20 protein-coding genes are annotated in these 23,677 nt (G+C 67.1%); 6 read left to right on the top strand and 14 right to left on the bottom strand.

Features of this window, described 5'->3' with window-relative positions; genetic code table 11:
* Positions 1 to 6: 6 nt before the first annotated feature.
* The 3 genes from ACH438_RS33425 to ACH438_RS33415 are packed head-to-tail and all read right to left on the bottom strand — an operon-like array spanning position 7 to position 4,042.
* A complete protein-coding gene (locus ACH438_RS33425) occupies positions 7 to 783 on the bottom strand; it encodes an acyl-[acyl-carrier-protein] thioesterase (RefSeq protein WP_397012580.1) in 777 nt (258 codons plus the stop codon).
* Between the two features lie 33 nt (positions 784 to 816).
* On the bottom strand, positions 817 to 1,941 hold the full coding sequence (locus tag ACH438_RS33420; protein WP_397012578.1) for a YncE family protein: 1,125 nt from the start codon (positions 1,939 to 1,941) through the stop codon (positions 817 to 819).
* A gap of 25 nt (positions 1,942 to 1,966) precedes the next feature.
* Positions 1,967 to 4,042, bottom strand: a complete 2,076-nt coding sequence (locus ACH438_RS33415; RefSeq protein ID WP_397012576.1) for a lipoxygenase family protein — start codon at positions 4,040 to 4,042, stop codon at positions 1,967 to 1,969.
* A gap of 324 nt (positions 4,043 to 4,366) precedes the next feature.
* Here ACH438_RS33415 and ACH438_RS33410 point away from each other — a divergent pair, with 324 nt between their 5' ends.
* The gene (locus ACH438_RS33410; RefSeq protein ID WP_397012574.1) at positions 4,367 to 4,762 is read left to right on the top strand and encodes a hypothetical protein; all 396 of its coding nucleotides are present in this window, start codon (positions 4,367 to 4,369) and stop codon (positions 4,760 to 4,762) included.
* A gap of 14 nt (positions 4,763 to 4,776) precedes the next feature.
* On the opposite strand, the gene ACH438_RS33405 is transcribed toward ACH438_RS33410, so the two are convergent.
* The 4 genes from ACH438_RS33405 to ACH438_RS33390 all read right to left on the bottom strand — a co-directional run bounded on the left by ACH438_RS33405 (position 4,777) and on the right by ACH438_RS33390 (position 9,281).
* Positions 4,777 to 5,697, bottom strand: coding sequence for a hypothetical protein (locus ACH438_RS33405; protein WP_397012572.1), 921 nt, complete (start codon positions 5,695 to 5,697; stop codon positions 4,777 to 4,779).
* A gap of 197 nt (positions 5,698 to 5,894) precedes the next feature.
* The gene (locus ACH438_RS33400; RefSeq protein WP_397012570.1) at positions 5,895 to 6,638 is read right to left on the bottom strand and encodes a succinate dehydrogenase/fumarate reductase iron-sulfur subunit; all 744 of its coding nucleotides are present in this window, start codon (positions 6,636 to 6,638) and stop codon (positions 5,895 to 5,897) included.
* Positions 6,639 to 6,651: 13 nt separating this feature from the next.
* Entirely contained in the window at positions 6,652 to 8,589 is a 1,938-nt protein-coding gene (locus ACH438_RS33395; RefSeq protein ID WP_397012568.1) for a fumarate reductase/succinate dehydrogenase flavoprotein subunit, read from the bottom strand.
* Between the two features lie 2 nt (positions 8,590 to 8,591).
* Positions 8,592 to 9,281: a succinate dehydrogenase cytochrome b subunit gene (locus tag ACH438_RS33390; RefSeq protein ID WP_397012566.1), complete on the bottom strand. Its 690-nt coding sequence runs from the start codon at positions 9,279 to 9,281 to the stop codon at positions 8,592 to 8,594.
* A 200-nt stretch (positions 9,282 to 9,481) separates the two neighbouring features.
* Between ACH438_RS33390 and ACH438_RS33385 the strand changes: the two genes are divergently transcribed.
* Positions 9,482 to 10,435, top strand: a complete 954-nt coding sequence (locus ACH438_RS33385) for a LysR family transcriptional regulator (RefSeq protein WP_397012564.1) — start codon at positions 9,482 to 9,484, stop codon at positions 10,433 to 10,435.
* Here ACH438_RS33385 and ACH438_RS33380 read toward each other — a convergent pair.
* The 3 genes from ACH438_RS33380 to ACH438_RS33370 are packed head-to-tail and all read right to left on the bottom strand — an operon-like array spanning position 10,432 to position 13,759.
* Positions 10,432 to 11,529, bottom strand: a complete 1,098-nt coding sequence (locus tag ACH438_RS33380) for a hypothetical protein (RefSeq protein ID WP_397012562.1) — start codon at positions 11,527 to 11,529, stop codon at positions 10,432 to 10,434. The two genes, ACH438_RS33385 and ACH438_RS33380, sit on opposite strands and share 4 nt — an antisense overlap.
* Positions 11,530 to 11,582: 53 nt before the next feature.
* Entirely contained in the window at positions 11,583 to 12,263 is a 681-nt protein-coding gene (locus tag ACH438_RS33375) for a GntR family transcriptional regulator (RefSeq protein WP_397012560.1), read from the bottom strand.
* Positions 12,260 to 13,759 carry a fumarylacetoacetate hydrolase family protein gene (locus ACH438_RS33370; protein ID WP_397012558.1) on the bottom strand — a complete coding sequence of 500 codons (1,500 nt, stop codon included), beginning with the start codon at positions 13,757 to 13,759 and terminating at the stop codon, positions 12,260 to 12,262. The genes ACH438_RS33375 and ACH438_RS33370 overlap by 4 nt, the downstream gene beginning before the upstream one ends.
* Positions 13,760 to 13,892: 133 nt before the next feature.
* Between ACH438_RS33370 and ACH438_RS33365 the strand changes: the two genes are divergently transcribed.
* Both ACH438_RS33365 and ACH438_RS33360 read left to right on the top strand, forming a co-directional pair.
* On the top strand, positions 13,893 to 14,696 hold the full coding sequence (locus tag ACH438_RS33365) for a molybdenum cofactor biosynthesis F family protein (protein WP_397012556.1): 804 nt from the start codon (positions 13,893 to 13,895) through the stop codon (positions 14,694 to 14,696).
* A 12-nt stretch (positions 14,697 to 14,708) separates the two neighbouring features.
* Positions 14,709 to 16,160 (top strand): aldehyde dehydrogenase family protein, encoded by a 1,452-nt coding sequence (locus ACH438_RS33360; RefSeq protein ID WP_397012554.1) that lies wholly within the window; start codon positions 14,709 to 14,711, stop codon positions 16,158 to 16,160.
* A 57-nt stretch (positions 16,161 to 16,217) separates the two neighbouring features.
* Here ACH438_RS33360 and hpaD read toward each other — a convergent pair whose 3' ends face one another.
* From hpaD to dapA, 3 genes are read right to left on the bottom strand one after another with little or no spacing between them, the layout of a single operon-like run.
* Entirely contained in the window at positions 16,218 to 17,282 is a 1,065-nt protein-coding gene (gene hpaD, locus ACH438_RS33355; protein WP_397012552.1) for a 3,4-dihydroxyphenylacetate 2,3-dioxygenase, read from the bottom strand.
* On the bottom strand, positions 17,282 to 18,802 hold the full coding sequence (hpaE, locus tag ACH438_RS33350) for a 5-carboxymethyl-2-hydroxymuconate semialdehyde dehydrogenase (RefSeq protein WP_397012550.1): 1,521 nt from the start codon (positions 18,800 to 18,802) through the stop codon (positions 17,282 to 17,284). Before hpaE ends, hpaD begins: the two co-directional genes overlap by 1 nt.
* A complete protein-coding gene (dapA, locus tag ACH438_RS33345; protein WP_397012548.1) occupies positions 18,799 to 19,758 on the bottom strand; it encodes a 4-hydroxy-tetrahydrodipicolinate synthase in 960 nt (319 codons plus the stop codon). The genes hpaE and dapA overlap by 4 nt, the downstream gene beginning before the upstream one ends.
* A 191-nt stretch (positions 19,759 to 19,949) precedes the next feature.
* On the opposite strand from dapA, the gene ACH438_RS33340 reads away from it, so the two are divergent.
* Together ACH438_RS33340 and ACH438_RS33335 are read left to right on the top strand one after the other, a co-directional pair.
* The gene (locus tag ACH438_RS33340) at positions 19,950 to 21,017 is read left to right on the top strand and encodes a sugar ABC transporter substrate-binding protein (RefSeq protein WP_397012546.1); all 1,068 of its coding nucleotides are present in this window, start codon (positions 19,950 to 19,952) and stop codon (positions 21,015 to 21,017) included.
* Positions 21,018 to 21,053: 36 nt separating this feature from the next.
* Positions 21,054 to 22,697 (top strand): amidohydrolase, encoded by a 1,644-nt coding sequence (locus ACH438_RS33335; RefSeq protein WP_397012544.1) that lies wholly within the window; start codon positions 21,054 to 21,056, stop codon positions 22,695 to 22,697.
* Here the strand turns inward: ACH438_RS33335 and ACH438_RS33330 are convergent.
* Complete coding sequence (locus ACH438_RS33330; RefSeq protein WP_397012542.1) at positions 22,667 to 23,653, bottom strand: helix-turn-helix domain-containing protein; 987 nt, start codon at positions 23,651 to 23,653, stop codon at positions 22,667 to 22,669. The two genes, ACH438_RS33335 and ACH438_RS33330, sit on opposite strands and share 31 nt — an antisense overlap.
* Between the last annotated feature and the right edge of the window lie 24 nt (positions 23,654 to 23,677).

Raw genomic sequence — 23,677 nt, 5'->3', positions numbered from 1 at the left:
ACGAAATCACCTTGTCGAAGTGTCGGGGTGGTCGATCGGGCCGATTCGGACCGCGGCGCTGATGGATTCGCCGGTCAGGAACCACAGCAGCAGCCCGGCCGGATCGATATCGGAGCGGATGCGCAGATCCCGATCGGCGGTGATGGGTGAGTTGTATTCGATGACCGCGCGATACGGTTCGGTCAGCAGTTCGGTGTGACCGGGCAGCAGCTGTTCGACGGCCTGCCAGTACGCGGCATTGTTCATGTGCTGGAACAGGTCGATATCGACCTCGCGGAGGGGATACGGCAGGTCGTATGCGGGGTCGGTGGGCGGGGTGTCGCCGATCATGCGGGACCAGCGCAGCCGGTGCTCCGCGGTGGTGGCGGCGAGGTGGGTGAAACCGGCGTCGCTGATTCGCGCTGTGGTGCCGCTCTTCTCGTCGACATTGATCCAGAACGCCTCGGTCTCGACGAGCCCGCCCGCGGCACTGGTGATCCGGACGCGCATGTTCGCCCAGCGGGTCGAGACGCCCGAGCACCAGCGGTGCAGCGTGACCCGGTCGGGCCATTCGATCGGGCGGATCACATCGATGACGGTGCGCCGCACGATCCAGGTGGGATCGGAGGTGACGAATCCGCTGGTGTTCAGGTCTTCCCAGGCGATGTCCTGCAGATAGCGTGCGATGCCGTCGAGCCGGAGCCGCCCGTGGCGGTCGACGTCGCCGGCGCGGACCGGCCAGTGGTTCGTGTAGCCCGCGTCCTGCGACGGCGGATCGGGCAGGGTGCCGATGGTGCTGGTCATCAGACTTCTCTCTGCGTAACGGGCGGGGTGGCGCTACTTCATGAGGGGCAGCCAGGCGGGCACGCCCGGGCCTACATTCATCGGAATCGGGTCGCCGACAACCTGATCGGTGCGCGGATCGAAGACGACGATCTGTCCCGGCGTGAGGCCGATGCCCGCGGTCACCAGATTGCCGAACAGCACCGGGTCGAGAATGGGCCCCGGGTAGGCGTTGGACGACGGACCCATATCGGTGATGTAGCCGCGGGTGCCGTCCTCGCTGAACATGACCGCGGTCGAGGCGCCGGTCGTCGGAATGCGGCCGATCACTTCGTCTTTCGCGGTATCGACGACCAGGACGTCCTTGCCGCCGAACACGGTGACGTACAGCTTCTTGCCGTCGGGGGTGAGGGTGGAGACGAAGGCGCCGGGATTGCTCAGGTGGTAGTTGCCGTCCTCGCTGGTGTGCAGCAGTTTGGTCACACGCCAGTTCTTCAGATCGATCACGCTGAGCGTATTGATCGAATTGGCATACAGTTTCGAGCCGTCCTTGCTGAACGTGTACCAGAAGGTGCCGATGCCGCCGACGATCAGCGGCGGGCGCACCACATTGCCGGTGACCGGGTCCAGGGCCTCGATCATGCCGCTGTTCATGAACCCGACATAGAGCAGTCCGTCGGGGCCCTGGATGGCGCCGGCCGGGATCTCGGGATGTCGTCCGGCGGCCAGATCGGGATACCGGAAGCGTCGCACGATGGTGTCGGTGGCGACGTCGAGGACCTCGATCACGAAGCCCACTTCGGGGATGAAGATCTCTTTGCCGTCGTTGGAGGTGAAGATGCCCAGTGGCGGGCTTTCCACCGGAACGGATCTGGTGGTGTTCGCGGGCCGGTCGATGATGGTGACGCTGGGCGGCTGGAACCCGAAGTTGTCGACGTAGATCTTCTTGCCGTCCGGGGTCGCGGCCAGCACACCGGGTTTGGTGTTCGGTCCCGTCGGTATGCGCTGCTTGACGGTGTCGGTCGCGGTATCGATCACCGCGACCGTATTGCTCTGCACCTCCGGCACATACAGCTCACCTTCGGGGCCGAGCTCCGTGGGTGGTGCGGCAAAGGCGGTGCCGGCGGTGACACACAGCGTCAGAAACGAAGCCATGCCGAGGCGGCCGAGAATTCGCATGAGAACGCGCTCCTGTCGATGGACGCTAGACATTGGTGCTGTTCGGAATGCCGCTGGGCAGCAGGTAGGTATAGGGCTCACGCTGGGAATTGCGATCGTTGATGGTGTTCTCGGCCTGTCGTAACGTGGCCCGGAACTTGTCGAGGGGTCCACCCGGGCCGACGATTCGGGGATCGTTGATGGCATTCGGGAACGGGACGGTATTGGTGCGGTAGTCACCGAGCGGGCGATAGTGCAGGCTGCCGAGGGTGTCGAGCACGTACAGCTGAGCGACCGAGGTCAACAGCGACGGCAGCATGCGGATCCAGTCGGCCTCGCCGTTGCCGGTGGTGGCAGAGGGGGCGGGCGCGGCGGTCATGCCGCAGTAGAAGGGCATGAACTCCATCAGGTCCTTCTGCGGGAAGTTCACGGCGGAATGTTGTGCGCTGGCGGTGAAGATGATCATCGCCACGACATCGACCAGCTGATCGACGCTGTCGATGCGCCGGAAGCCCTTGATCTTTCCGACCTGGGCGATTTCGTCGGCCCAGGCGACGAGCTCGAAATCCTCGCGCACATCGCTGTCGGCGGGATAGTAGGTGCGCACGTAGTCGTCGGCCCAGGTATGGATGGCGTCCCAGATCAGCAGTGCGTCATCGCGATACGGGTACCGCAGCTGCGCGCCGTCGACGCCGCGCTCGGCGAACTCGTTGGTCGGCATCTTCTCGTAGAAGTCCCAGTCCAGCCGGGCCTGACCGGCGGTGGCGACGAGGTCGCCGAGCTCGGCAGCCAGGATCAGATCACCCGTGGTCTCCGGCGCGAGGATGAGATAGGTGGCCAGCTGATTGATGAACAGCGAACCCTCGAAATGCGGTGTGAGCAGGACACACAAGGGGTGATTGGCGGCCAGGTGGCGGCGGGTGGCCACACAGAACGCCTCCGACACCAGATGGGTACGGCCCAGGTGTGAGAACCATTCGTGATGGTTGAAATCCGCGGTCTGCACCACGGTTTTGGCCATCTGCCAGCTCCAATAGCGGTCGGCGTCACCGGGGCCCGGCCGCAGGAACATGACATGCTTGGCGGGATCCTGGCCGCATTGGATGGCCACGGGTTGCAGTTCACCGCCGCCGGCCGGTACGGCGAACGCCGCCATCGGTGCGGTGTTGTAGCCGGGCCCGGTCAGCAGCTTGTAGGTCGCGGATTCCGAGGCCGAGGGGCCCAGTTCCGCGTAGTCGATCATGTACAACCGGCCCTGCGAGATCGCCGCGCCGAGGCTGTCGCCGGCCATGACCGACCGATAGCCCTTGTCGTCGAGCGGGAAGTTCTGCGGCAGTGCGCCGTTCACCTGCCGCAGCACCATGGGGTTCGGCCCCGCGACCCGCATGCGCGCGAAAACCATGTCGTCGTGGAAGGTTTCGGCGATGGCCGGCACCGGCATGGTGGCCCACAGCTGCACGTAGCGCTGGACGCCGTCGACCGTGCCGAAGTTCCCCAGCCCGGGACTGTCGAAGATCTTGCGCAGCGCCGCGAAGAGCCCGTCCCGGATCTGATCGAGGGTGCGCAATACGGTTTCCGCGGTTTGCACCGTGAGGTACTCGGCCGAGCGTGCGGCCGGATCGAGCGGATACGCGGCCGGGCTCTCGAGCACGGGCGCCACGATTTTGAAGACACCGTCGATCGTGTTCTTCAGCCCGCCCAGCTGGTCCACCAGCGGTTGCAGCAGGTCTCCGGCGAGATTGTTGAAGTGCCTGCTCAGCGCCACAATGATATTGGAGATGACCTGGTACTGCTGATCGATCGAGGTGGTGAACCATTCCAGGGTCGGCAGATCCTCGATGGACAGTGAGGCGGCCATGGGAACGCCGTGCACGTAGTTGGAGTCCTCGGACCACACGTACTTCGCCTGCAGCCGGCCGAGTTCGGCCACGCGTGCGGCGGGATTCGGATCCTGCTGGGGGAGCAGGGGATTCACGGGTCCGGGTCCCAGTGGATCACCGAACGGCATAGGAAGATCGAACGGCGGCGCGGCGCCGGCAGTACCCGCGGACAGAGTGAGAGTTCCCGCCACCGACGCCCCGACGGCGGTCGCCGATGTCTTGAAGAATTTCCTACGATCCATTACCAGTCCTGACGATATCGCTTCGGTCTGAGCAAACTTTTCGCAACAGTAGGGAAACCTCAGTGATATTCCCAGTAAATGTGCAATAGATCACGCTATTCATAGATCAGTAAAGAATCGGCAGGTCAAGGCAGGGATCTACGATTTTAATATCTCTGTAGCTATGTTCTAGTTACCGATTTATACATCCAAAACATTTACCAATGCGCCGCCGCCGGGTATCGGCGGCCACAACGGTGGGCGGGGCGGACAACCCGCTTGATATGACCGACGCAACAAATGCGGAAAACCGCGAATTAACAGCGCACCGCTAGGTTTCGCCATATGAAAGTTGGCAGATCGGTTCGACATTCACTCGAGGCCCTCGACTGCGGTGCCTTCGAGGACGCCCTGCAACATGCCTACAAAGCACTCGACATGACCGTCTATCGGCGTCGGCCGCAACAGGATCCACGGGGCCGGCTGGCCACGTTCCTGCACGAGCACCGCGAACTCTACGCGCTGGTCGTGGGGGATCGGCGGACGCCGGAGGCCGCCATCGCGGGCCTGCTCGTCGTCGCGGTCACCGACCCCATCAATCGCACCGAGTATCTGCCCAGGGGTTACCGATTGGAGGTAGGAGGCATGGGGGAACTGACCATCGACGTCAGTCAATGGTGGGCGCGCAGAGATCAACTGCTGCAGCAGCTACGGCCGGTCCGGGATCGGCTCGGCGCGTAGCCGCGCGTGGTCACCTAATGAGGCCGGGACACCTGGGGAAAGCTCGGCGCATTGAGCGCGTCGTGCAGGACGCCGATGCCCGCGGTGACCGCGGAACCGCCCGTGCCCCAGCTGATTCCGGCGGGCTGGGAGGTCAGCACCACCACGGCGTAGCGCAGGGGCTGGCCGGGACCGGCGCCGACGAGGCCGGTGGTGTCCATGGTGGTGGAATCGTTGAGCATCATCCACCCCTGCTTGATCGCCCGCGGCGAGCCGGGCAGACCGTCGGGGATGCCGAAGTATTGATCGGTGCCGTCGGCGGCGATCTGGGCGGCATTGCGCAACCCGCTCATGATGAGCTCACGCGCCGGGCCGGGCAGCACCGTCGTGATGTAGCGGTAGATGGCGACGACATCCTCTGCGGTGGTACGGGTTTCGCCCCACTGCGAGGAATCGCCCGGCGGCGTGGTGCCGGTCAGGCCGATGAGCCCGACCATGCGGCTCACGATCGCGTCCCCGCCATTGCTGCCCCACAACTGATCGGCGATCTCGTCGTCGCTGACCGACAACATCCGATCCAGCTGCGCGGCGGTATCCGAATCCGCCTGCCACCCTTGACTGTTCAACTTGTCGAGCGCGATGAGCAACTTGACCACGGACGCGGTATAGAACTGCTGATCGGCATTGAGCGAGGCGATCACCGCACCGGTGGCGGTATCGATGACATCGATACCGGCTTGACTACCGGGCGACGCGTCCTCGATCGCGGACTCCATCTGCTGGCCCAGCGCCGTGGCCGCGGCGCCGGGACGCCACGATCCGGTCGGGGCCGCCGACGCGTCGAGGGGCACGACAGTAATGGTGGCAAGGGCAATGAGGCTGGCTGCGGCCCCCAGCTGCCATGGCTGAAACGAGCGAACTGGCTGCGCGATGGCGCGGGCGCTGGTCTTCCGCATGTATGTGCTTTCAGGACTCCGTGTACATGAAACTCAAAACGGGTGCACACGAGGAGTCATCGGGGCAGCGCTGCCATCGATAGCACCCCACTCGTACAGGAGCCTCGCCTAACGAGGTGCTGATTGCGGGTCAAAGCTTGACATCACATGATCATCTCGTCAATTCGAAGCATCGGCCCGGCAACCGGCGCGGTAAGTCAGCGGCCCTTCAGGGTGGCGCGCAGCAGGTCCTTGTTGAGGCGGCCGATGACGTCCTGGGGGATCTCCTTCGGGCAGGCGAGGGTGCATTCGCCGGTGTTGGTGCAGCCGCCGAAGCCGAGTTCGTCGTGGGTCTCGACCATGTCGGCGACACGGGAGTAGCGCTCGGGCTGGTCCTGGGGGAGCAGGCCGAGGTGGGTGACCTTGGCGGCGGTGAAGAGCATGGCCGAGCCATTGGGGCAGGCGGCCACGCAGGCGCCGCAGCCGATGCATTCGGCGGCCTGGAAGGCGAAGTCGGCGTCGGGTTTCGGGACGGGGACCGAATGCGCCTCGGGCGCAGTGCCGGTGGGGGCGGTGATGTAGCCGCCGGCCTGGACGATCTTGTCGAAGGCCGAGCGGTCCACGACCAGATCCTTGACGACGGGAAAAGCCTTGGCGCGCCAGGGTTCGACGGTGATGGTCTCGCCGTCGGTGAACTTGCGCATGTGCAGCTGACAGGTGGTGGTCGCCTTCTCCGGACCGTGCGGAGTGCCGTCGATGACCAGTGAGCACATGCCGCAGATGCCCTCGCGGCAGTCGTGATCGAAGGCGATGGGCTCCTCGCCCAGGACCGCCAGCTGCTCGTTCAGTACATCGAGCATTTCGAGAAACGAAGCGTCGGGCGAGATCTCGACGCCGTAGTCGACCAGCCCGCCCCGGTCCCGGGGACCGCGCTGCCGCCAGATACGCAGTGTGAGCTTCATGTGACAGCTCCCCTTACTTGTAGGACCGGGTGGTCGGATGGACGTACTCGAAGTCGAGGGCTTCCCGGTGCAGGGTCGGCGCGGCGTCCGCGCCGCCCCACTCCCAGGCGGCGACATAGGAGAAGTGGGCGTCGTCGCGCGCGGCTTCGCCGTCCTCGGTGCGGGATTCGGCGCGGAAGTGCCCGCCCGCGGATTCGGTGCGATGCAGGGCGTCGATCACCATCAGCTCGGCGAGTTCCAGGAAATCGGCGACCCGGCCCGCGCGCTCGAGCGACTGATTGAGGTCATCGCCGGATCCGGGTACCGTGACCCGCTCCCAGAACTCCGCGCGCAGTGCGGGAATCAGCGCCAGCGCCTTGCGCAGTCCCTCCTCGGTGCGTTCCATGCCGCAGTACTCCCACATGATGTGGCCGAGTTCGCGGTGGAAGGAGTCCACCGTGCGGTCGCCCTTGATCGACAGCAGCCGGTCGATCATCGAAACCACTCGTGCCTCAGCCTCTTTCACGGCCGTCTCGGGCACCTCGCCGACGGGCCCGCGGGCGAGGTAGTCGCCGATGGTGGCCGGCAGGACGAAGTACCCGTCGGCCAGGCCCTGCATGAGCGCGGAGGCGCCGAGCCGGTTGGCGCCGTGGTCGGAGAAGTTGGCCTCGCCGATCACGAACAGTCCCGGAATGGTCGACTGCAGGTCGTAATCCACCCACAGCCCGCCCATCGTGTAGTGCACGGCGGGGTAGATGCGCATGGGCCTCTCGTACGGGTTCTCGCCGGTGATCCGCTCGTACATCTGAAAGAGGTTGCCGTACTTGGCTTCCACGGTCTCCAGCCCGAGTCGCGCGATGGCGTCGGCGAAGTCGAGGTACACGCCGAGCCCACCCGGCCCGACGCCACGACCCTCGTCGCACACGTTCTTGGCCGCCCGCGAAGCGATATCGCGGGGAACGAGATTGCCGAACGCCGGGTAGATGCGCTCGAGGTAGTAGTCGCGCTCGTCCTCGGGGATATCGCCCGGCGCCCGGTGGTCACCGACCTGCTCGGGCACCCACACCCGCCCGTCATTGCGCAGCGACTCCGACATCAGGGTCAGCTTCGACTGATGCTCACCGGAGACCGGGATGCAGGTCGGATGGATCTGTGTGAAGCAGGGATTGGCGAAGTATGCGCCGTGCTTGTGCGCCCGCCAGGAGGCCGTGACATTCGAACCCATGGCATTGGTCGACAGGAAATACACGTTCCCGTACCCGCCGGAGGCCAGCACCACCGCATCGGCGGTGTAGGACCGGATTTCTCCGGTGATGAGATCCCGCACCACCACGCCGCGCGCCACTCCCTCGACCATGATCAGGTCGAGCATCTCGTGGCGCGCATGCAGTTCCACGGTGCCGGCATCGACCTGCCGCATCAGGGCCTGATACGCGCCCAGCAGCAGCTGCTGCCCGGTCTGCCCGCGGGCATAGAAGGTGCGCGAAACCTGTGTGCCACCGAAGGATCGGTTGTCGAGCAGCCCGCCGTACTCGCGCGCGAACGGAACCCCCTGCGCCACACACTGATCGATGATCTGGGTGGAGATCTCGGCCAGCCGGTGCACATTCGATTCGCGGGAGCGGTAGTCCCCGCCCTTCACCGTGTCGTAGAACAGCCGGTGCACGCTGTCGCCGTCATTGCGATAGTTCTTGGCGGCATTGATCCCGCCCTGCGCGGCGATCGAATGCGCGCGCCGCGGCGAGTCCTGGAAGCAGAACTGGATGACGTGGTAACCCTGCTCGCCCAGGGTGGCGCCGGCCGAGCCGCCGGCCAGCCCGGTGCCGATGATGATGATCTTCTTCTTGCGCTTGTTCGCGGGATTGACCAGCTTGGCCTCGAACTTGCGGGTGGTCCAGCGGTCGGCGATCGGCCCGGGCGGCGCCTTGCCGTCGGTGATCGGTTCGCCTGTGCGGTAACTGTTTTCACTCATGTTCACTTCACCCATCCGAACGTGACGGAGATCGGGACGGCCAGGAATCCGGCCACCAGCAGGGTCGAGACGATCGCCGCGAGCAGGTCGTAGCGGGCGTAATTGCGCTTGTCGGCCAGTCCCAGGGTCTGGAAGGCGCTGCGAATGCCGTGCCGCAGATGCAGGCCCACCAGCACCACGGCAATGACATAGAACAGCGTGATGTACCAGTGCGAGGGCGCGAAGTCGGCGACGACCTTCGCATACGGAGTCGCTTCCGCGCCTGCGGGATTCACCGCGCCGAAGGTCAGATCCAGCAGATGCCAGATAATGAACAATGCGACGACGATGCCGCCGTAGCGCATGGTGTAGACGGCGTACCCGTGCGCATGCGACTTCTTCCCCGCCGCGTACCTGACGGGCCGCGCCCGATGTGCCGTGCGGGCGAGCGATATCGCCGACCACATGTGCAGGAGCACACTCGCGCCGAGCACGATCTCGATTCCGGTCAGCAGCCACCGGTGCGGCAGTGCGGGCTCGCCCAGTGTGCGCAGCCACGCCGCGTAGTGATCGAACGTCGCCGCCCCCAGAAATATCTTCAGATTCCCGGCCATGTGAGCGACCAGGTACAGCACCAGGATTCCGCCGGTCACCGCCATGACGGCCTTCTTGCCGACCGTCGAGCGATACACCGCGGGTATTGCGAGAGCCACCAGCGAAAAGTACGACCGCGCCGGTCAGCGGGTCCAAGTCCGCGCCGCTCTGGTGTCCATGACCGCAGACTATGAAGCAAGCTGTGGCCGTAATTACTACGCCCTGTAGAGGTTTCGCCCGGTGAGCCCTTTCACACGCCCGGGCATGATCTTCGCCTCGGAATCGTGCAACCGAAGTCCATGAACCTAGGCTGTGAACTGTGCAGTTGCAGCAATTGACGTACTTCCTGGGCGTGGCGAAGACCCGGCATTTCACGCAGGCCGCCGAGGCGCTGGGGGTCGCACAACCCTCGCTGTCCAAGCAGATTCGCGCACTGGAGACCGAGCTCGGCGCGCCGCTGTTCAGCCGCGCCCGCGGCAACATCACCCTGACCGCCGCCGGTGAGGCATTGCTGCCGCTCGCCGACCGGATCCTCGCCGATCTGGACACCGCCCGGCTCGAGGTGCAGGAACTCGCCGGATTGCGGCGCGGCCGAGTCCGATTGGGGGCGACCCCCTCGCTGTGCTCCGGAGTGCTGGCCGACACCCTGTGCCGCTTCCACGACGCCTACCCGGGCATCGGGCTGGAAGTAGAGGAGGGCGGCTCCCGCGATCTGGTCCGCGACCTCACCCGCGGCGCGCTGGACCTGGCCCTGGTCATCCTGCCGCTCGCCGATGACACCCCACTGGTCACCAGCCCGATCCTGCGCGAGAACCTGGTGGTCGCCTCCCGCGCGGGTGACGAGTCCCTCCCGAACCGCTCCCACCTGCGCATCACCGACCTGCGCGACCGGCCCATGGTCATGTTCCGCCGCGGCTACGACCTGCGCGAGGCGACCATCGCCGCCTGCCGGCAGGCCGGGTTCGAACCGCGTTTCGCCGTCGAGGGCGGGGAGATGGACGCCGTGCTGCGCTTCGTGGAGGTCGGTCTCGGAGTCGCGGTCGTACCGAGCATGGTCCTGGCCGGGCGGCCCGGGCTGCGCGGCACGCCGCTGTCCCTGGACGGCGGCCGCGGCGCACGCGGCCTGCACCGCACGGTGGCCCTGGCCCACCGCAAGGACGTCATCCCCACCCACGCCGCCACGGCCTTCCGCGCGACGCTGGAGAACTTCCTAGTCGAGGCCGCCGCCGACGGCAGCCTCCCGGCCGGATTGGAGTCGCTGGTCCAGCGCTAGGGCGCGTAGCGCAGAACGGCCGCCGCGTGCGCGCCGTCGGGAATGTCCTCGGCCCGCACCGCCAGCACCCGTCCATTGGAAAGCACTACGCGGCGCGCGATTTCGTCGAGCACGCCGGGTGCGTCGGCGGCCGCGGAGGTGACGATGCTGCCGTCGTCGGCGACCGTGCCGGGGACCGTGGCATCGATGTCGACGAACAATGCGTGCACGATGCCGTAGGTGGCGGCGCGCGCGATATCGGCCAGGTCGATGGCGCCGCGGCCGTCGCTGCGCCGCTTCTCGAATTCGTCACGCAGGGTGGACAATTCGTCGGCGTAGTGCTTGTCCAGCAGTTCGCGGGTGCGGGTGGCCAGTTCGGCGTCGGAGAGGTGCTCCGGATTGCCCGGCAGGCCCTCGGTGAGCAGTCCCGGATAGCTGTTGACGGTCCGATACAGCGAATCGGTGGGCTCTGCCGCGGCGAGTACCAAGGGAATGTCCATGCCGGACAACACACTTCGCAGCGCGTGGTCTACCGCGCGGCAGTACTGCCGCACCCGCACCTTGCGTCCTTCGCTGCCCTGCAATCGTCCGTGCGGACTGCGGCCCAGCGGTGGCAGATCCAGGTAGGAGTTCAGGTCGGACGGCATCCCGGCGATCTGCACATCCTCGGCGGGCCCGTCGGCGACCACCTCGACCAGCCGCACCGAGCCCTCGGCCAAGGCGAGCACGAAGGCGGTCTGCGGAAACGTGATCGAGCGCAGCAGCGGCTTGATATTGAACCGGTCGCCGACCGTCGTGCTCGCCTCCAGCCGGTTGGGCACCCGATAGGTCCGCATGCCGTCCGGTGTGGCGTGGACGGCCAGGGTCCGTGACTGGTAGCGCCAGTAGTCCTCGTCGTCGATCAGGTCCGCGAACTCCTCCGCCAGGGTCTCGCGCGCACCCTTGTCGGTGACGAGCTCGAGCGCCTGTTTGACCTGGTTCTCGAAGGCCACCCGATTCTTGTCCGGCGTCGGCGTATCCACCTCGGTCGGCGTGTAGATGGACACACACCAGGGCCCGGTCGTGGATGCCAGAGCCAGAATGTCGCCGTGCGTGGGGATATCGGTATGCAGCATGCTCACCCTCCACGGGATCGATTCGGTTGTTCCTCCATCAAAGGTAGCCCGTGTCAGATGTGACGCTGTGCCTGGTGGCTGAGCAGGGCGTCGAGGGTCGCGGTGCGGTGCGCGCGCACGGCCAGCTCGATATCGATCGGCGTCGCACCCTCGGTGAGCAGCCGCAGTATCCGCTCGTGCTCGGCGACGGACTGCTGGGCGCGGCCGGGCACGAATCCGAAAGTGGAATCGCGGATCACCGCGAGCCGGCTCCAGCCCCGATGCACCAGCTCGAGCAGCTGCGGATTGGGGCAGGCGGCGAACAGCGCGCGATGGAAGGCCTGGTTGAGTTCGGTGAAGCGGTGCGGATCGAAATGGGTGAGGCATTCGGCCATTCGATCGTTGACGGCGCGGGCCTCCTCGAGGGCGGCGGCGGTCAGCAGCGGTGCGGCGAGCGCGGTGGCGGAGCCTTCCAGAATCGCCAAAGTCTGCATGGTGTAGAAGTATTCGCGTTCGTCGACCATGGCGACGTGCGCTCCGACATTGCGTTCGAACTCCACCAGCCCTTCGGCTTCGAGGCGGCGGATCGCCTCGCGAACCGGGACCGCGCTGACCTCGAGCTGTTTGGCGATCTGGTCCAGGACCAGGCGGTATCCGGGGGAGTACCGGCCGTCGGCAATGCGCTCCTTGAGGAATCGATAGGCCCGTTCGGACTTGCTGGCGCGCTGGTCGGACGCGGCCGATCGATCGGTCATGAGCGCTCCCTCGTCGAAGCCGTGGACTGTGAATAGCGTTGCTGCCATTGACTGTTCATCGGATAGAGCCCGTCGACGGAGGCGCCCGCCGCCACCTGCTCGGTGATGAAGGACTCCTCGTCCTCCTGCGCGCGGGCAGCGGCCGCCACCTTCGCCACGTAATCCGGCGGGATGACCAGCACGCCGTCCGTATCGCCCACGAGGACATCGCCGGGCTGCACGGTCGCGCCGCCGCAGGCGACCGTCACATCCACATCCCAGGGCACGTGCCGACGGCCGAGGACAGCAGGGTGAGAACCCTTGGCATAAACCGGAATTCGCAGATCCCGCACGGCCACCGAATCCCGCACACCACCGTCGGTGACGATTCCGGCTGCGCCGAGCACCTGAGCGCGCAGCGCGAGAATATCGCCGACCGTGCCGCTGGTGGCCTCGCCGCGCGCCTCGATCACCAGGACATCACCGGGCCGCAAGCCGTCGAATGCCCGCTTCTGGGCATTGAAACCGCCACCGTGCGAGGCGAAAAGGTCCTCCCGGTGCGGTACGAATCGCAGCGTGCGTGCGCGGCCGACCATCTTCTGGCCGGGCCGCAGCGGCGCGACACCGTCGATGGTGACGGTGTCGAGACCGTGCTTGCGCAGCTGCGCACTGAGGGTCGCCACCGATACAGACAACAGCGCGTCGCGCAGTTCATCGGTCAGCTCGAAGGACTCCGGTTCCGGTGGCAGACCCGCCGCCGCCCGGCTGCCCCACGCCTCGATCCGTTGCCGGTCATCGACTTTCGGCCCGGCGCCATGGCGGCCCGGTGTAATGACACCCTCCACGACCCGGGTGATCAAGCGGCCCGATGACGGGCATCCGGGCGCTTCCGGGGCGTCGACTTCGACCTCGACCGTCCGGCCGGGCTCGACGACACTCGACCCGGCGGGCGTGCCCGTGAGAATGACATCACCCGGTTCCAGCGTGATCAGTTCGGACAGATCCGCGATCAACTGATCGAACGGAAAAGCCAGCTTGTCGGTCCGATCCTCTTGTACCAGAACGTCATCCACCCACGTCCGGACACGCAACGCGGCCGGATCGATGGTCGCCGCATCGATGAGTACGGGACCGAGCGGGGTGAAACCGTCCCCGCCCTTGGCGCGCAGATTCGATCCCTTGTCCGCGTACCGCAGTTCGTAGACGCCGAAGTCATTGGCCGCGGTGACGGCGGAGACGTGCGACCAGGCCGTGTCGCGGTCGACATTGCGTGCCGCGGTGCCGATCACGAGCGCGATCTCGCCCTCGAAGGCGAGAAGTTCGGTGCCCGCGGGTCGTTCGATGCTGCCGCCACCGGCGGCGACCGAGGTGCTCGGCTTCAGGAAATACGACGGCTGTTCGGGTGCGCGTCCGCGCTGTGCGATGCGGCTGGGGTAGTTGAGGTGGACGGCGATCACTTTGCCCGGGCGGTCCGCGCCGGCCGGATCGAACTCGGACGCAGCGACCTGATCAGTCATGATGCCGATTATATACAATCTTGTACACGACAAAGCGTGGCCGGGCGGGTGGGCGCACAGCGCTAAATCCTGTGCGCGCATGGACAAGTCGCGATAGCCGCAAGGCAGCAGACTCCTGAATCAGGAGGTACACATGACCAGCCTGTCCGACACCTCGACCTGGTTGCCGCTCGACGGCCTCGCACCCGGCTTCGACGCCAACAAAGGCGCACTGTCACAGGAATTGACCGGCCGCACTGTGCTTTTGACCGATGACGACGGCTACACCGAGTACCGCTTCGCGGCGGACACCGTCGAGTGGGAGCATCGCACCCAGGATCAGACGCACACCGGCACCGACCGCTACGAGGCATTCGATATCGCGGATGGCTTGGTATACAGCCAGTTTCACCGCGCAGATGAGCCGGCAACGGCGGTCAGCCTGATGCTCGATTTCACCACCGGTCACGCACTGACGGTGCACACCACCATCGGTGACCCGGAACCCGGCCGGACCAGGGTCCGCCAGCGCTTCACCCCGGGCCGGATCGCGGGCACGCCCGCCCACGGCCCTGCACCGGCCGCGACGAACACCCTGACCGGGCGGCGCGCACTGTGGGTCTACAGCCCCGAACACGCCTACGAACACGTCTATCTCAGTCCCGACTGGTATTCGTGGCAGTGCCTGGCGGGTCCCGAGCGCGGGCTGGCCGACACCGACGAGAACACGATCTATCAGCTGCGTCCCGGCATCTATGTGTTCGCCTGGCGCGAGAAGGTCATCCCCTGCGCCGCGGTCACCGTCGCCGACCATCGCGACCTGCGCGGCCTGCGCTCGCACGGCGCATTGTTCGGCCTGGACGAAACCGGCCGCACGCCGGTCCATTTCACCTTCGGCGCGTACGGCCGCCTGCTCGGCGCCGTCGTCTATCCCGCCGATCTCGACCCCACCCGCTAGCAGGAGACCCTCATGCCGACCCGCTTGTACATCGACGGAGAGTGGATCGCCGGTGGCGGCGAACCCATTCCGACCCTCGACCCCGCCACCGCCCAGCTCATCGACGAGGTCGCCACCGCCGCCCCGGCCGACGTCGACGCCGCCGTGACCGCGGCCCGCCGCGCGCTCACCGCGCCCGCATGGGCCGGGCTGCTCCCTGTTCAGCGCGCGGCGGTGCTGTTCCGCATCGCCGCCCTGCTCGAGGAGCACCACGAGGAGCTGGCCCGGCTCGAGACCCGCGATCAGGGCCAGCCCCTCGCCATCTCGCGTGCGGTCAGCGTGACCGGCGCGGCCGAGCACTTCCGCTACTACGCGGGCTGGGTCACCAAGATCCAGGGCAGCACCAACCCGATCTCACACCCGGACACCCTGCACTACACGCGCCGCGAACCCGTGGGCGTCAATGCCTTGATCACACCGTGGAACTTCCCGCTCATGATCCTGGCGTGGAAGCTGGCCCCCGCCTTGGCCACCGGCAATACGGTGATCATCAAACCGAGCGAGGTCACGCCCCTGACCGCGATCCGCTTGGTGGAACTCATCGAGCGCGCGGGCGTGCCGCGCGGGGTGGTGAATCTGCTGACCGGCGATGGCGCGGTCGGCGCGCTGCTGTGCGCGCATCCCGGCGTCGACCATGTGTCGTATACCGGTTCCACCGCCGTCGGCAAGCTGATCACCATGGCCAGCGCGCAATCCAACCTCAAGCGGCTCACCCTCGAGCTGGGCGGCAAGGCCCCCAGCGTGATTGCCGCCGACGCCGATATCGACACCGCCGTGGCCGGGAATCTGGCCGGGGCGACCATGAATTCGGGTCAGGTGTGCGCTGCCTACACCCGGTTCTATGTCGACCACAAGCGCGAGGCCGAGTTCGTCGACAAGCTGGCGCGCGGGCTGGCCGGGCTACGGCTCGGCGCTGGCGTCGACGAGTCGACCGAGCTCGGGCCGCTGGTCTCGGAGAAGCACCTCGGGCACGTCGAGCGGCTGGTCGCGGTGGGCCGGGAACAGGGCGCCGAACTCGTGACCGGCGGTGAGCGCGCCGAAAATGCCGGTGCGGGTTACTTTTTCGCGCCGACCCTGTTCACCGGCGTGACCGACGAGATGACGATCATGCGCGAGGAGATCTTCGGACCGGTGCTCGCGGTGACCGCCTACTCCGACGGCGACGAACTCGACCACCTCATCGCACGCGCCAATGACACCGAATACGGTCTGGCCGCGACCGTCTGGACCCGGGACATCAAGACCGCCCACCGGCTGGCCGACGGCATCCGCGCCGGCGCGGTGTTCGTGAACATGCCGCCGATCCCGGATATGGCCGCGCCGTGGGGCGGGTACAAGGCCTCGGGCTGGGGCCGGGAGATGGGCCCGTGGGCGATCGACGCCTACACCGAGATCAAATCGGTGTGGCTGCACTACGGCTACTGACGATGATGCGGGCGGCCGGGCCCCTCGAGCCCCGGCCGCCCGCATCCGGCGGTGCGCTCAGAGTTGGTTCCCGGCCTTGAATCCGGTGGTGGTGTCGCCGTGGCGGGTGTAGGAGAAGCCGTCCGCGCCGACGGCCACATCCATTTCCCGGGGCTCGGCGCTCTCGCTCATGGGCACCGGTTTGCCATCGAGGTCGAGTACGGGTGAGGCGTCGGTGTACCAGCTCGGGACCACCGCGTGCCCCCACCAGTCGCGGCGCTGGTTGTCGCGCACGTCCCAGGTCACCACCGGGTTGTCCGGATCGCCGGTGTAGTAGTCCTGGGTGTAGATCTCGATCCGATGCCCGTCCGGATCGCGGAGGTAGAGATAGAAGGCGTTGGATACCCCGTGCCGGCCGGGACCGCGTTCGATGGCGTCCGAGCGGCGCAGCGCACCCAGCTTGTCGCAGATGTACAGGATGTTGTGCCGCTCATGGGTATTGAAGGCGATATGGTGCATGCGCGGGCCCGCCCCGGCGGTGAGCGCCGTATCGTGCACGGTGTCCTTGCGGGCGAACCAGGCGGCGTAGGTGACGCCGGCCTCGTCGCGAATATCCTCGGTGCGTTTGAACCCGAGATTCTCCAGATACTGCCCGCCCGCGGAGACATCCGGGCAGACCTGATTGAAGTGATCCAGCCGCACCAGCGCGCCCGCGCCGTGCATCTCGTAGTTCCACGCCAGACGGGGGACATGAGCCACGTCATAGAAGAACTCGTAAGGGAATCCGAGCGGATCGAGCACCCGCACGAGTTCGCCTACCCCGGTGCGGAATCCGGCGGATTCGCGGCGCACGTCGCAGCCCAGTGCGCGGTAATAGGCTTCGGCCCGGTCGAGTTCGCCGGGCGCGCGCAGCCGGAAACCGAAGGCGGCCACCGCAGGCCGGGAACCTCGGCGCAGCACCAGATTGTGATGGATGAATTCCTCGAGCGCGCGCAGATGTATGCACTCGGAGGTCTCCTCGGTGACCACCAATCCGAGGATGTCGACATAGAACTCGCGCGCCGCCGCGAGATCGGTGACCACCAGTTCGAGATAGGCGCATCGCACGATATCGGGCGGGTTGCCGGGCACGGTCGGGACCACTAGGGCCTCCTTGCTGCAGAGAAGTACGGATCGCGTTCGTCGTAGCCGCCCGCGCCGAAGCGCGCGGTGTGCACATCGCCGAGGGTGACGTGCACGGCCTGTTCCTCGGTGTAGAAGTCGAGGGACCGGTAGCCGCCCTCGTGCCCGAGCCCGGACGCCTTCACCCCGCCGAACGGTGAGCGCAGATCGCGCACATTGTGGGAGTTGATCCAGACCATGCCCGCTTCGAGGCGATCCGCGACCCGGTGCGCGCGGCGCAGGTCATCGGTCCAGACATAGCCCGCCAGACCGTATTTCACCGCATTGGCGAGCTCGACGGCCTCCTCCTCGGTGCGGAACGGCGTGAGCGCGGCCACCGGGCCGAAGATCTCCTCCTGGAAGATGCGCGCGGTGACTGGCACATCGGCGAAGACGGTGGGGGAGAGGTAGTTTCCGGCCGGCAGATGCTCGGGTCGCGTGCCACCGGCGACGAGTTTCGCTTCGCCCCGGCCGATTTCGACGTAGCCCATGACCCGCTGATAGTGCTCGGGATGGACGAGCGCGCCGATCTCGGTCGCCGGATCGGCCGGATCACCGACCTTGATGGCCTCGGCGCGGGCCGCGAAGCGGGTGACGAATTCGTCGTAGATCGACTGCTCGACGAGAATGCGCGAGGACGCGGTGCAGCGCTCACCATTGAGCGAGAAAACCCCGAACAGCGTGGAGTCCAGCGCCGCGTCCAGATCGGCGTCGGCGAAGACGAGCGCCGGTGACTTCCCGCCCAGCTCCATCGACAACGCCTTGAGGTGTGCGGAGGCGTTGCGGTAGATCAGCTGACCGGTGGTGGTCTCGCCGGTGAACGAGATCAGGTTCACCGCAGGGTGTTTCACCAGGGCGTCCCCGGCGACTTCACCGATCCCGTTGACCAGGTTGAACACCCCGTCCGGCAGACCCGCCTCGGCGAAGATATCGGCCCACAACGACGCGCTCAGCGGAGTGAACTCCGCGGGCTTGAGCACCACCGTGCACCCGGCGGCCAAGGCCGGAGCCAGCTTCCAGGATTCCAGCATGAACGGCGTGTTCCACGGCGTGATGAGCCCCGCGACACCCACCGGCTTGCGATTGACGTAATTGAGTTGGCGGCCCGGCACTTTGTAGGCCTGGTCGGAGCGGGCGACGATCAGGTCGGCGAAGAACCGGAAGTTCTCCGCGGCCCGGCGCGCCTGCCCGGTCGCCTGGGTGATGGGCAGGCCGGTATCGAAGGATTCCATGCTCGCCAGTTCCCGATCACGAGCCTCGACCCCGTCGGCGATGCGCACGAGAATGCGGGCGCGCTCGCGATCGGCCAGGTGCGGCCAGGGCCCGGTGTCGAAGGCGCGCCGCGCGGCGGTCACCGCCGCCTCGATATCGGCCGGTCCGCCCGCCGCGGCGCTGCGATAGACCTCGTTGGTGGCCGGAGCCAGCACCTCGAAGGTGGCGCCGTCGGCCGAATCGGTGAGCCGCCCGTCGATGTAATGCCGTAGTCGCTCGGGGATATTCACGCCAGCCCCTGCTCCGCCCCGGTGACCGGGACTCCGGCGACAGGGGTCAGGTACTTCTCGCCTTGTCGGGCCAGCTCGCGCACGCGCGCCCGGCCCGGGTCGGTGAGCGGGACGAGGGGCGGGCGTACCTGCCCCGAGCCGATGAGCCCGCGCTCGGCCATCAGCCATTTCGCCGGCGCCGGATTGGTCTCCACGAACAGCAGATCCACCAGCGGATGCACGCCGTAGTGCAGTTCCCGGGCCCGCTCCCAATCACCGGCGACCGCCGCGTCGTACATCTGGGAGACCGCCGCCGGCGCGATATTGGCCAGCGCCGAGACGAATCCGGTCCCGCCCAGCGCGATCAGCGGCAGGCACAGCAGTTCGATCCCCGACCACATGAGCACGTCCTTGCCGCACAGGTGCATGACCCGCGAGAAGTGCTCGAAGTCCTTGGTGGTCTCCTTGATCCCGACGATATTGTCGTGCTCGCGGTACAGCCGCGCGAACGTCTCCGGCGCGAGATCCACCGCCGTGCGCGTCGGCACGTTGTAGGCGATGATCGGCAGCTCCGGAAACTCCTGGGCCACAGTGGAGTACCAGCTGTAGAGGCCCTCCTGCGTGGGCCGCGCGTAGTACGGCGTGATGACCAGAACCGCGTCGGCGCCCGCGTCCTGGGCGATGCCGGTCAGCTCCAGGGTCTCGGGCAGCGCGGCCGAGCCGGTGCCGGGCAGGAAGGCGACCTCGTCGCCGGCCGCCGCGGCGACGGTCCGGATGGCGGCCGCCCGCTCGTCGCCGGATTGCGCGCCGGGTTCCCCGGTAGAACCGCCGATGGACACGCCACGGGACCCGTGGGCGATCTGCCAGCGGACCATGGTTCGCAGCGAATCATGGTCCACCGCACCGTCTTCGGTGAAGGGCGTGAACAGTGGTGCTATCGACCCGCGGATGCGGGACGGGTCGGAGCGCAGCTGCATGGTGTCCTCTCGATCGGGGCCCGGGTGCGACCGGACCTGACCCCACAGTGGCCGTCCCGCACGGCCGCCGGAAACGCCACGGCGGCACGGGGTTCTGGCGGACAAGGACTGTGCACCCAGCGACAACCCCACCCGCCCCCTGCTGCCGGAAGCTGGTCGTGAGGCCGACCACGGCGTGAGGAAGAGTGGATATGAACCAGCCGAAGAGACCGCTGCTCCGGAGACTGCTGCCCTGGGCGATAGTGCTCGCGATCATGCTGCTGGTGATGGGATGCGGCGCGTCCGGCGGTGGCGGCCGCATCCATCTCGCCTTCATCTACTCGACCACCTCGCAGAATCCCTTCCAGGAGATGGCCTTCGGCGCCAAGGCGGCCGCCGCCGACTCCGGCAATGTGGATCTGACCGAGAACGCCCCGCCGAGCATCAATGGCCCGCAGGAGGTTTCGCAGCTACAGGCCGCGATCCGCACCTCCCGCGACGGCATCGCCATGGAGACGCTCACCCCCGACCTGTTCACCCGCCCGCTGCAGCAGGCCGCGGACGCCAAAGTGCCCGTGGTCGCGGTGGATACGGCCGCACCCGCCGACACCGGGGTGGGACTGTTCGTCGGCAACAGCAATACCGACCTGGGCCGCAGCCTCGCCACCGAGATCATCAAGCAGATCCCCGCGGGCACGACGGGCGAGGTGGTACTCGGTGACGACATTCCCGGCCTGGACCTGCTGCAACAGCGCCTGGACGGGATGAAAGCCGTACTGCACGAGCAGCGGCCGACACTGACGGTGCTGGGGCCCTACGACTCCGGCTCGGAACCGGTGGACAACTTCACCAAGTGGAACAACATCGTCAAGGCGCACCCGGACGCCATCGCCTTCCTCGGCGCGGGCGCCTCCGACGCGGTGTCGCTGGCGTTGATCCAGAAGAACAGCGGGCATCGATACCTGGTCGGGTCCTGCGATCCCGACGCGCAGGCCCTGGTCGCGGTGAAGGACGGGTACGTCGCCGCCTTGGCCTCGCCCGAGCACTGGCTCAAGGGCTACATCGCCATACGACTGCTGGCCGAGCACGCACGCACCGGTAAGGCACTGCCGCAGGGCTGGTGGAATCCCGGCGGCCTGATCATCAACTCCGCCAATATCGACCAGATCACCGCCCGCCAGCAGAGCGAGGCCTCCCGCAAACAGTGGTTCGACCAGGTGGTGGCGCAGCAACTGGCCGACCCGGGCAAATACCTGCAGCCACTGTCCGCCGCGAACTGAGCCTCGAGCACACCGAATTCTCGAAGGAACCCGATCATGACCGTCGCCGACCTCGTCGTCCGCAATGCCGCGGTGTACACCGGTGATCCGAAACAGCCATGGGCCGAGGGGTTCACCGTGGCCCACGGCTGCTTCCGCGCCGTCGGCAGCCTCGCGGGCGCGCCGGTCCAGATCGGCCCGGGCACCCGGGTCGTCGACGCGGGCGGGCGGATGATCCTGCCCGGCCTCTGCGATGTGCACATCCACCTGGGAATCGGTGGCGCACAACAGGCTTGGGAGCTGCTGCTGGGACCGGACCACACGGCGGAGGACATCTATGCGGCGGTCGCGGGGCGCGCGCGGCAACTGCCGCCGGGGGAGTGGGTGGTCGGCGGCATCGTCGGCAGCACGGTCATGGACGATATCGCCACGCCGCACGCCTTGGCCCGGCTGGATGCCGCCGCCGGCGGGCGGCCGGTACTGCTGCGCGACGACTCCATGCACAACCGATGGGTGAGTTCGGCGACGCTGGCCGCCATCGGAATCGGGCCGCAGACACCGGATCCCGACGGCGGCTCCTATGTCCGCGACGCCGCGGGCCGGGCGACGGGCGTCCTGCGCGAACAGGCCTCCCGGCACGCGGAAGCCGCCTTCGCCCGCAGCCTCGCCGATCCCGCCGAACGAGACCGGATCTCGCTGCGCGCCGCCGCGGCGCTGTGCAACCGATCCGGCATCACCGCGGTGCAGGAGGCGGCCACCATGGAACCGGCCCTGCGGGCCTTGGCGCGGCTGGAACGCGACGGCGACCTGACCCTGCGCGTGGTCACCTCCACCCCGATGCGGGAGTTCCTCGAATCGGGCACCACCGGAGCCGAATTGATCGCCTTCTCCGAGGGGTACCGCTCACCGCTGGTGCGCCCGGATTTCGTGAAGGTGGTGCTCGACGGCGTCCCGATGACCCGGACCTCGGCCCTGCTCACCCCGTACCCGTCCACCGGCTGTGCGCACCACAGCGGCGAATGCCTTTACACCCCTGCGGAACTCGTCGAAACACTGGAGAGCGCGGTCACGGCCGGTCGGGGTGCGAAGATCCACGCCACCGGTGATGCGGCGGTCCGGAGGGCGCTGGACGCCATCGCGGTGCTGCGCTACCGCTACGGCAGTGGCCCGCGATTCCAGATCGCGCACACCGAGCACGTGCATCCCTCCGATATCGCGCGATTCGCCGATCTGGGCGTGGTGGCCGATGCCTCACCGTTCATCTGGTATCCCGGCATCATGCAGGACAGCAATGGGAAACAGCTGCCCGCGGGCTATCAGGACGCCGCGTGGCCGCTGGCCGATCTGCTGGGTGGCGGGGCCGTGGTGGCGGCGGGTTCGGATTGGCCCTGTGCGCTACCGACACCGGACCCGTGGACCGGCCTGGAAACCATGATCACCCGCCGGGCTCCCGGCAGCCGTACCGGGCGCGCCCTGAATCCCGCTCAGGGGCTGTCACTGTCGCAGGCGCTGCGCGCGTTCACGCTGGCGCCCGCCACCGCCATGGGCCTGGGCGGTGTGGCCGGCAGTATCGAGGTCGGCAAGCACGCGGATTTCGTGGTGCTGGACCGGAATCTGTTCGAGATCGAGGTCACCGAGATCCACGAGACCCGGGTGCTCGCGACCTATTTTCAAGGGCGCGAGGTCTTTTCGGCCGAGTAGTCATCGGTGGCCGCCCGGTATTCGCGCGGGCTGATGCCGTAGGCATTGCGGAAGACCCGGCTGAAATTGGCGGGATCGGCGAAACCCCAATGCGCGGCGATCACGCCGATGGACCGATCCCGCCGCGCCGGATCGCGCAGCTCGCGCCGGCAGTGCTCGAGCCGGCGGGTGCGGATCCAGCTGGTGACCGTGGCCGACTCCTCGTGGAACAGCTTGTGCAGGTAGCGGGTGGAGATGTGGTTCTCGTCGGCAATGCGCTTGGGGGTCAGTTCCGCCTCGTCGAGATGACGTTCGATGTAGGACACCACCTTCGACATCAGCGGCTTGCGCCCGGCCGCATGGCCCGGAGTCCCGCCGTCGAGTTGGTCGGCGTAGACCGTGGCCACCAGGTTCACGATGGTGTCGGCGAGGCGGATATCGGTCCGCTCGGTCAATTCGTCCAGGCGGTAGGCGATTTCGCGGACCAGCACGTGCAGCAGTGCGCCCAGGCCCTGATCGCCGGGCACCCGCCGCGCGGTGATGGCCCGGATGCGATCGTCCGGGAGGCAGAGCAACGGGCGCGGGAACATGACCACCAGTTGCCGATACGGCCCGTCGAAGGTCATGGTGTAGGGGCGGCTGGTGTCGTAGATGGCGGAATCACCTGCCGTCAAACAGGTTTCACGCCCGGCTTGGGAGAGGGTGCACCGGCCCTGGAGTTGCACGCCGAGCTTGTAGTACTCGGGATCCGAGCGGGCGATGAGGGTGGGGGTGCGCCGGACCCGGTGCGGGGTGGCGCCGACGCCGGTCACCTTCAGGGCGCCGAGGTCGACGCTGCGCAGCCAGCCGTCGAAGGGCTGCGCGGTGACGCGCTCCACCTGTAGTGGCACAAAGGTATTGGAGACCGATTCGCGGAAGGCCTCGAAGCGGTCGGCTTGCTGAATTGTCGATGGCAGACACGGAATCGCCGTTGACATTGTGTCGCTCCTCGATACTGAGGC

The organism is Nocardia sp. NPDC020380 (assembly GCF_044386975.1).
Classification (GTDB): domain Bacteria; phylum Actinomycetota; class Actinomycetes; order Mycobacteriales; family Mycobacteriaceae; genus Nocardia.
Note: the sequence above shows the minus strand (reverse complement) of the source record. Positions and strands in the feature narration are given on the sequence as shown.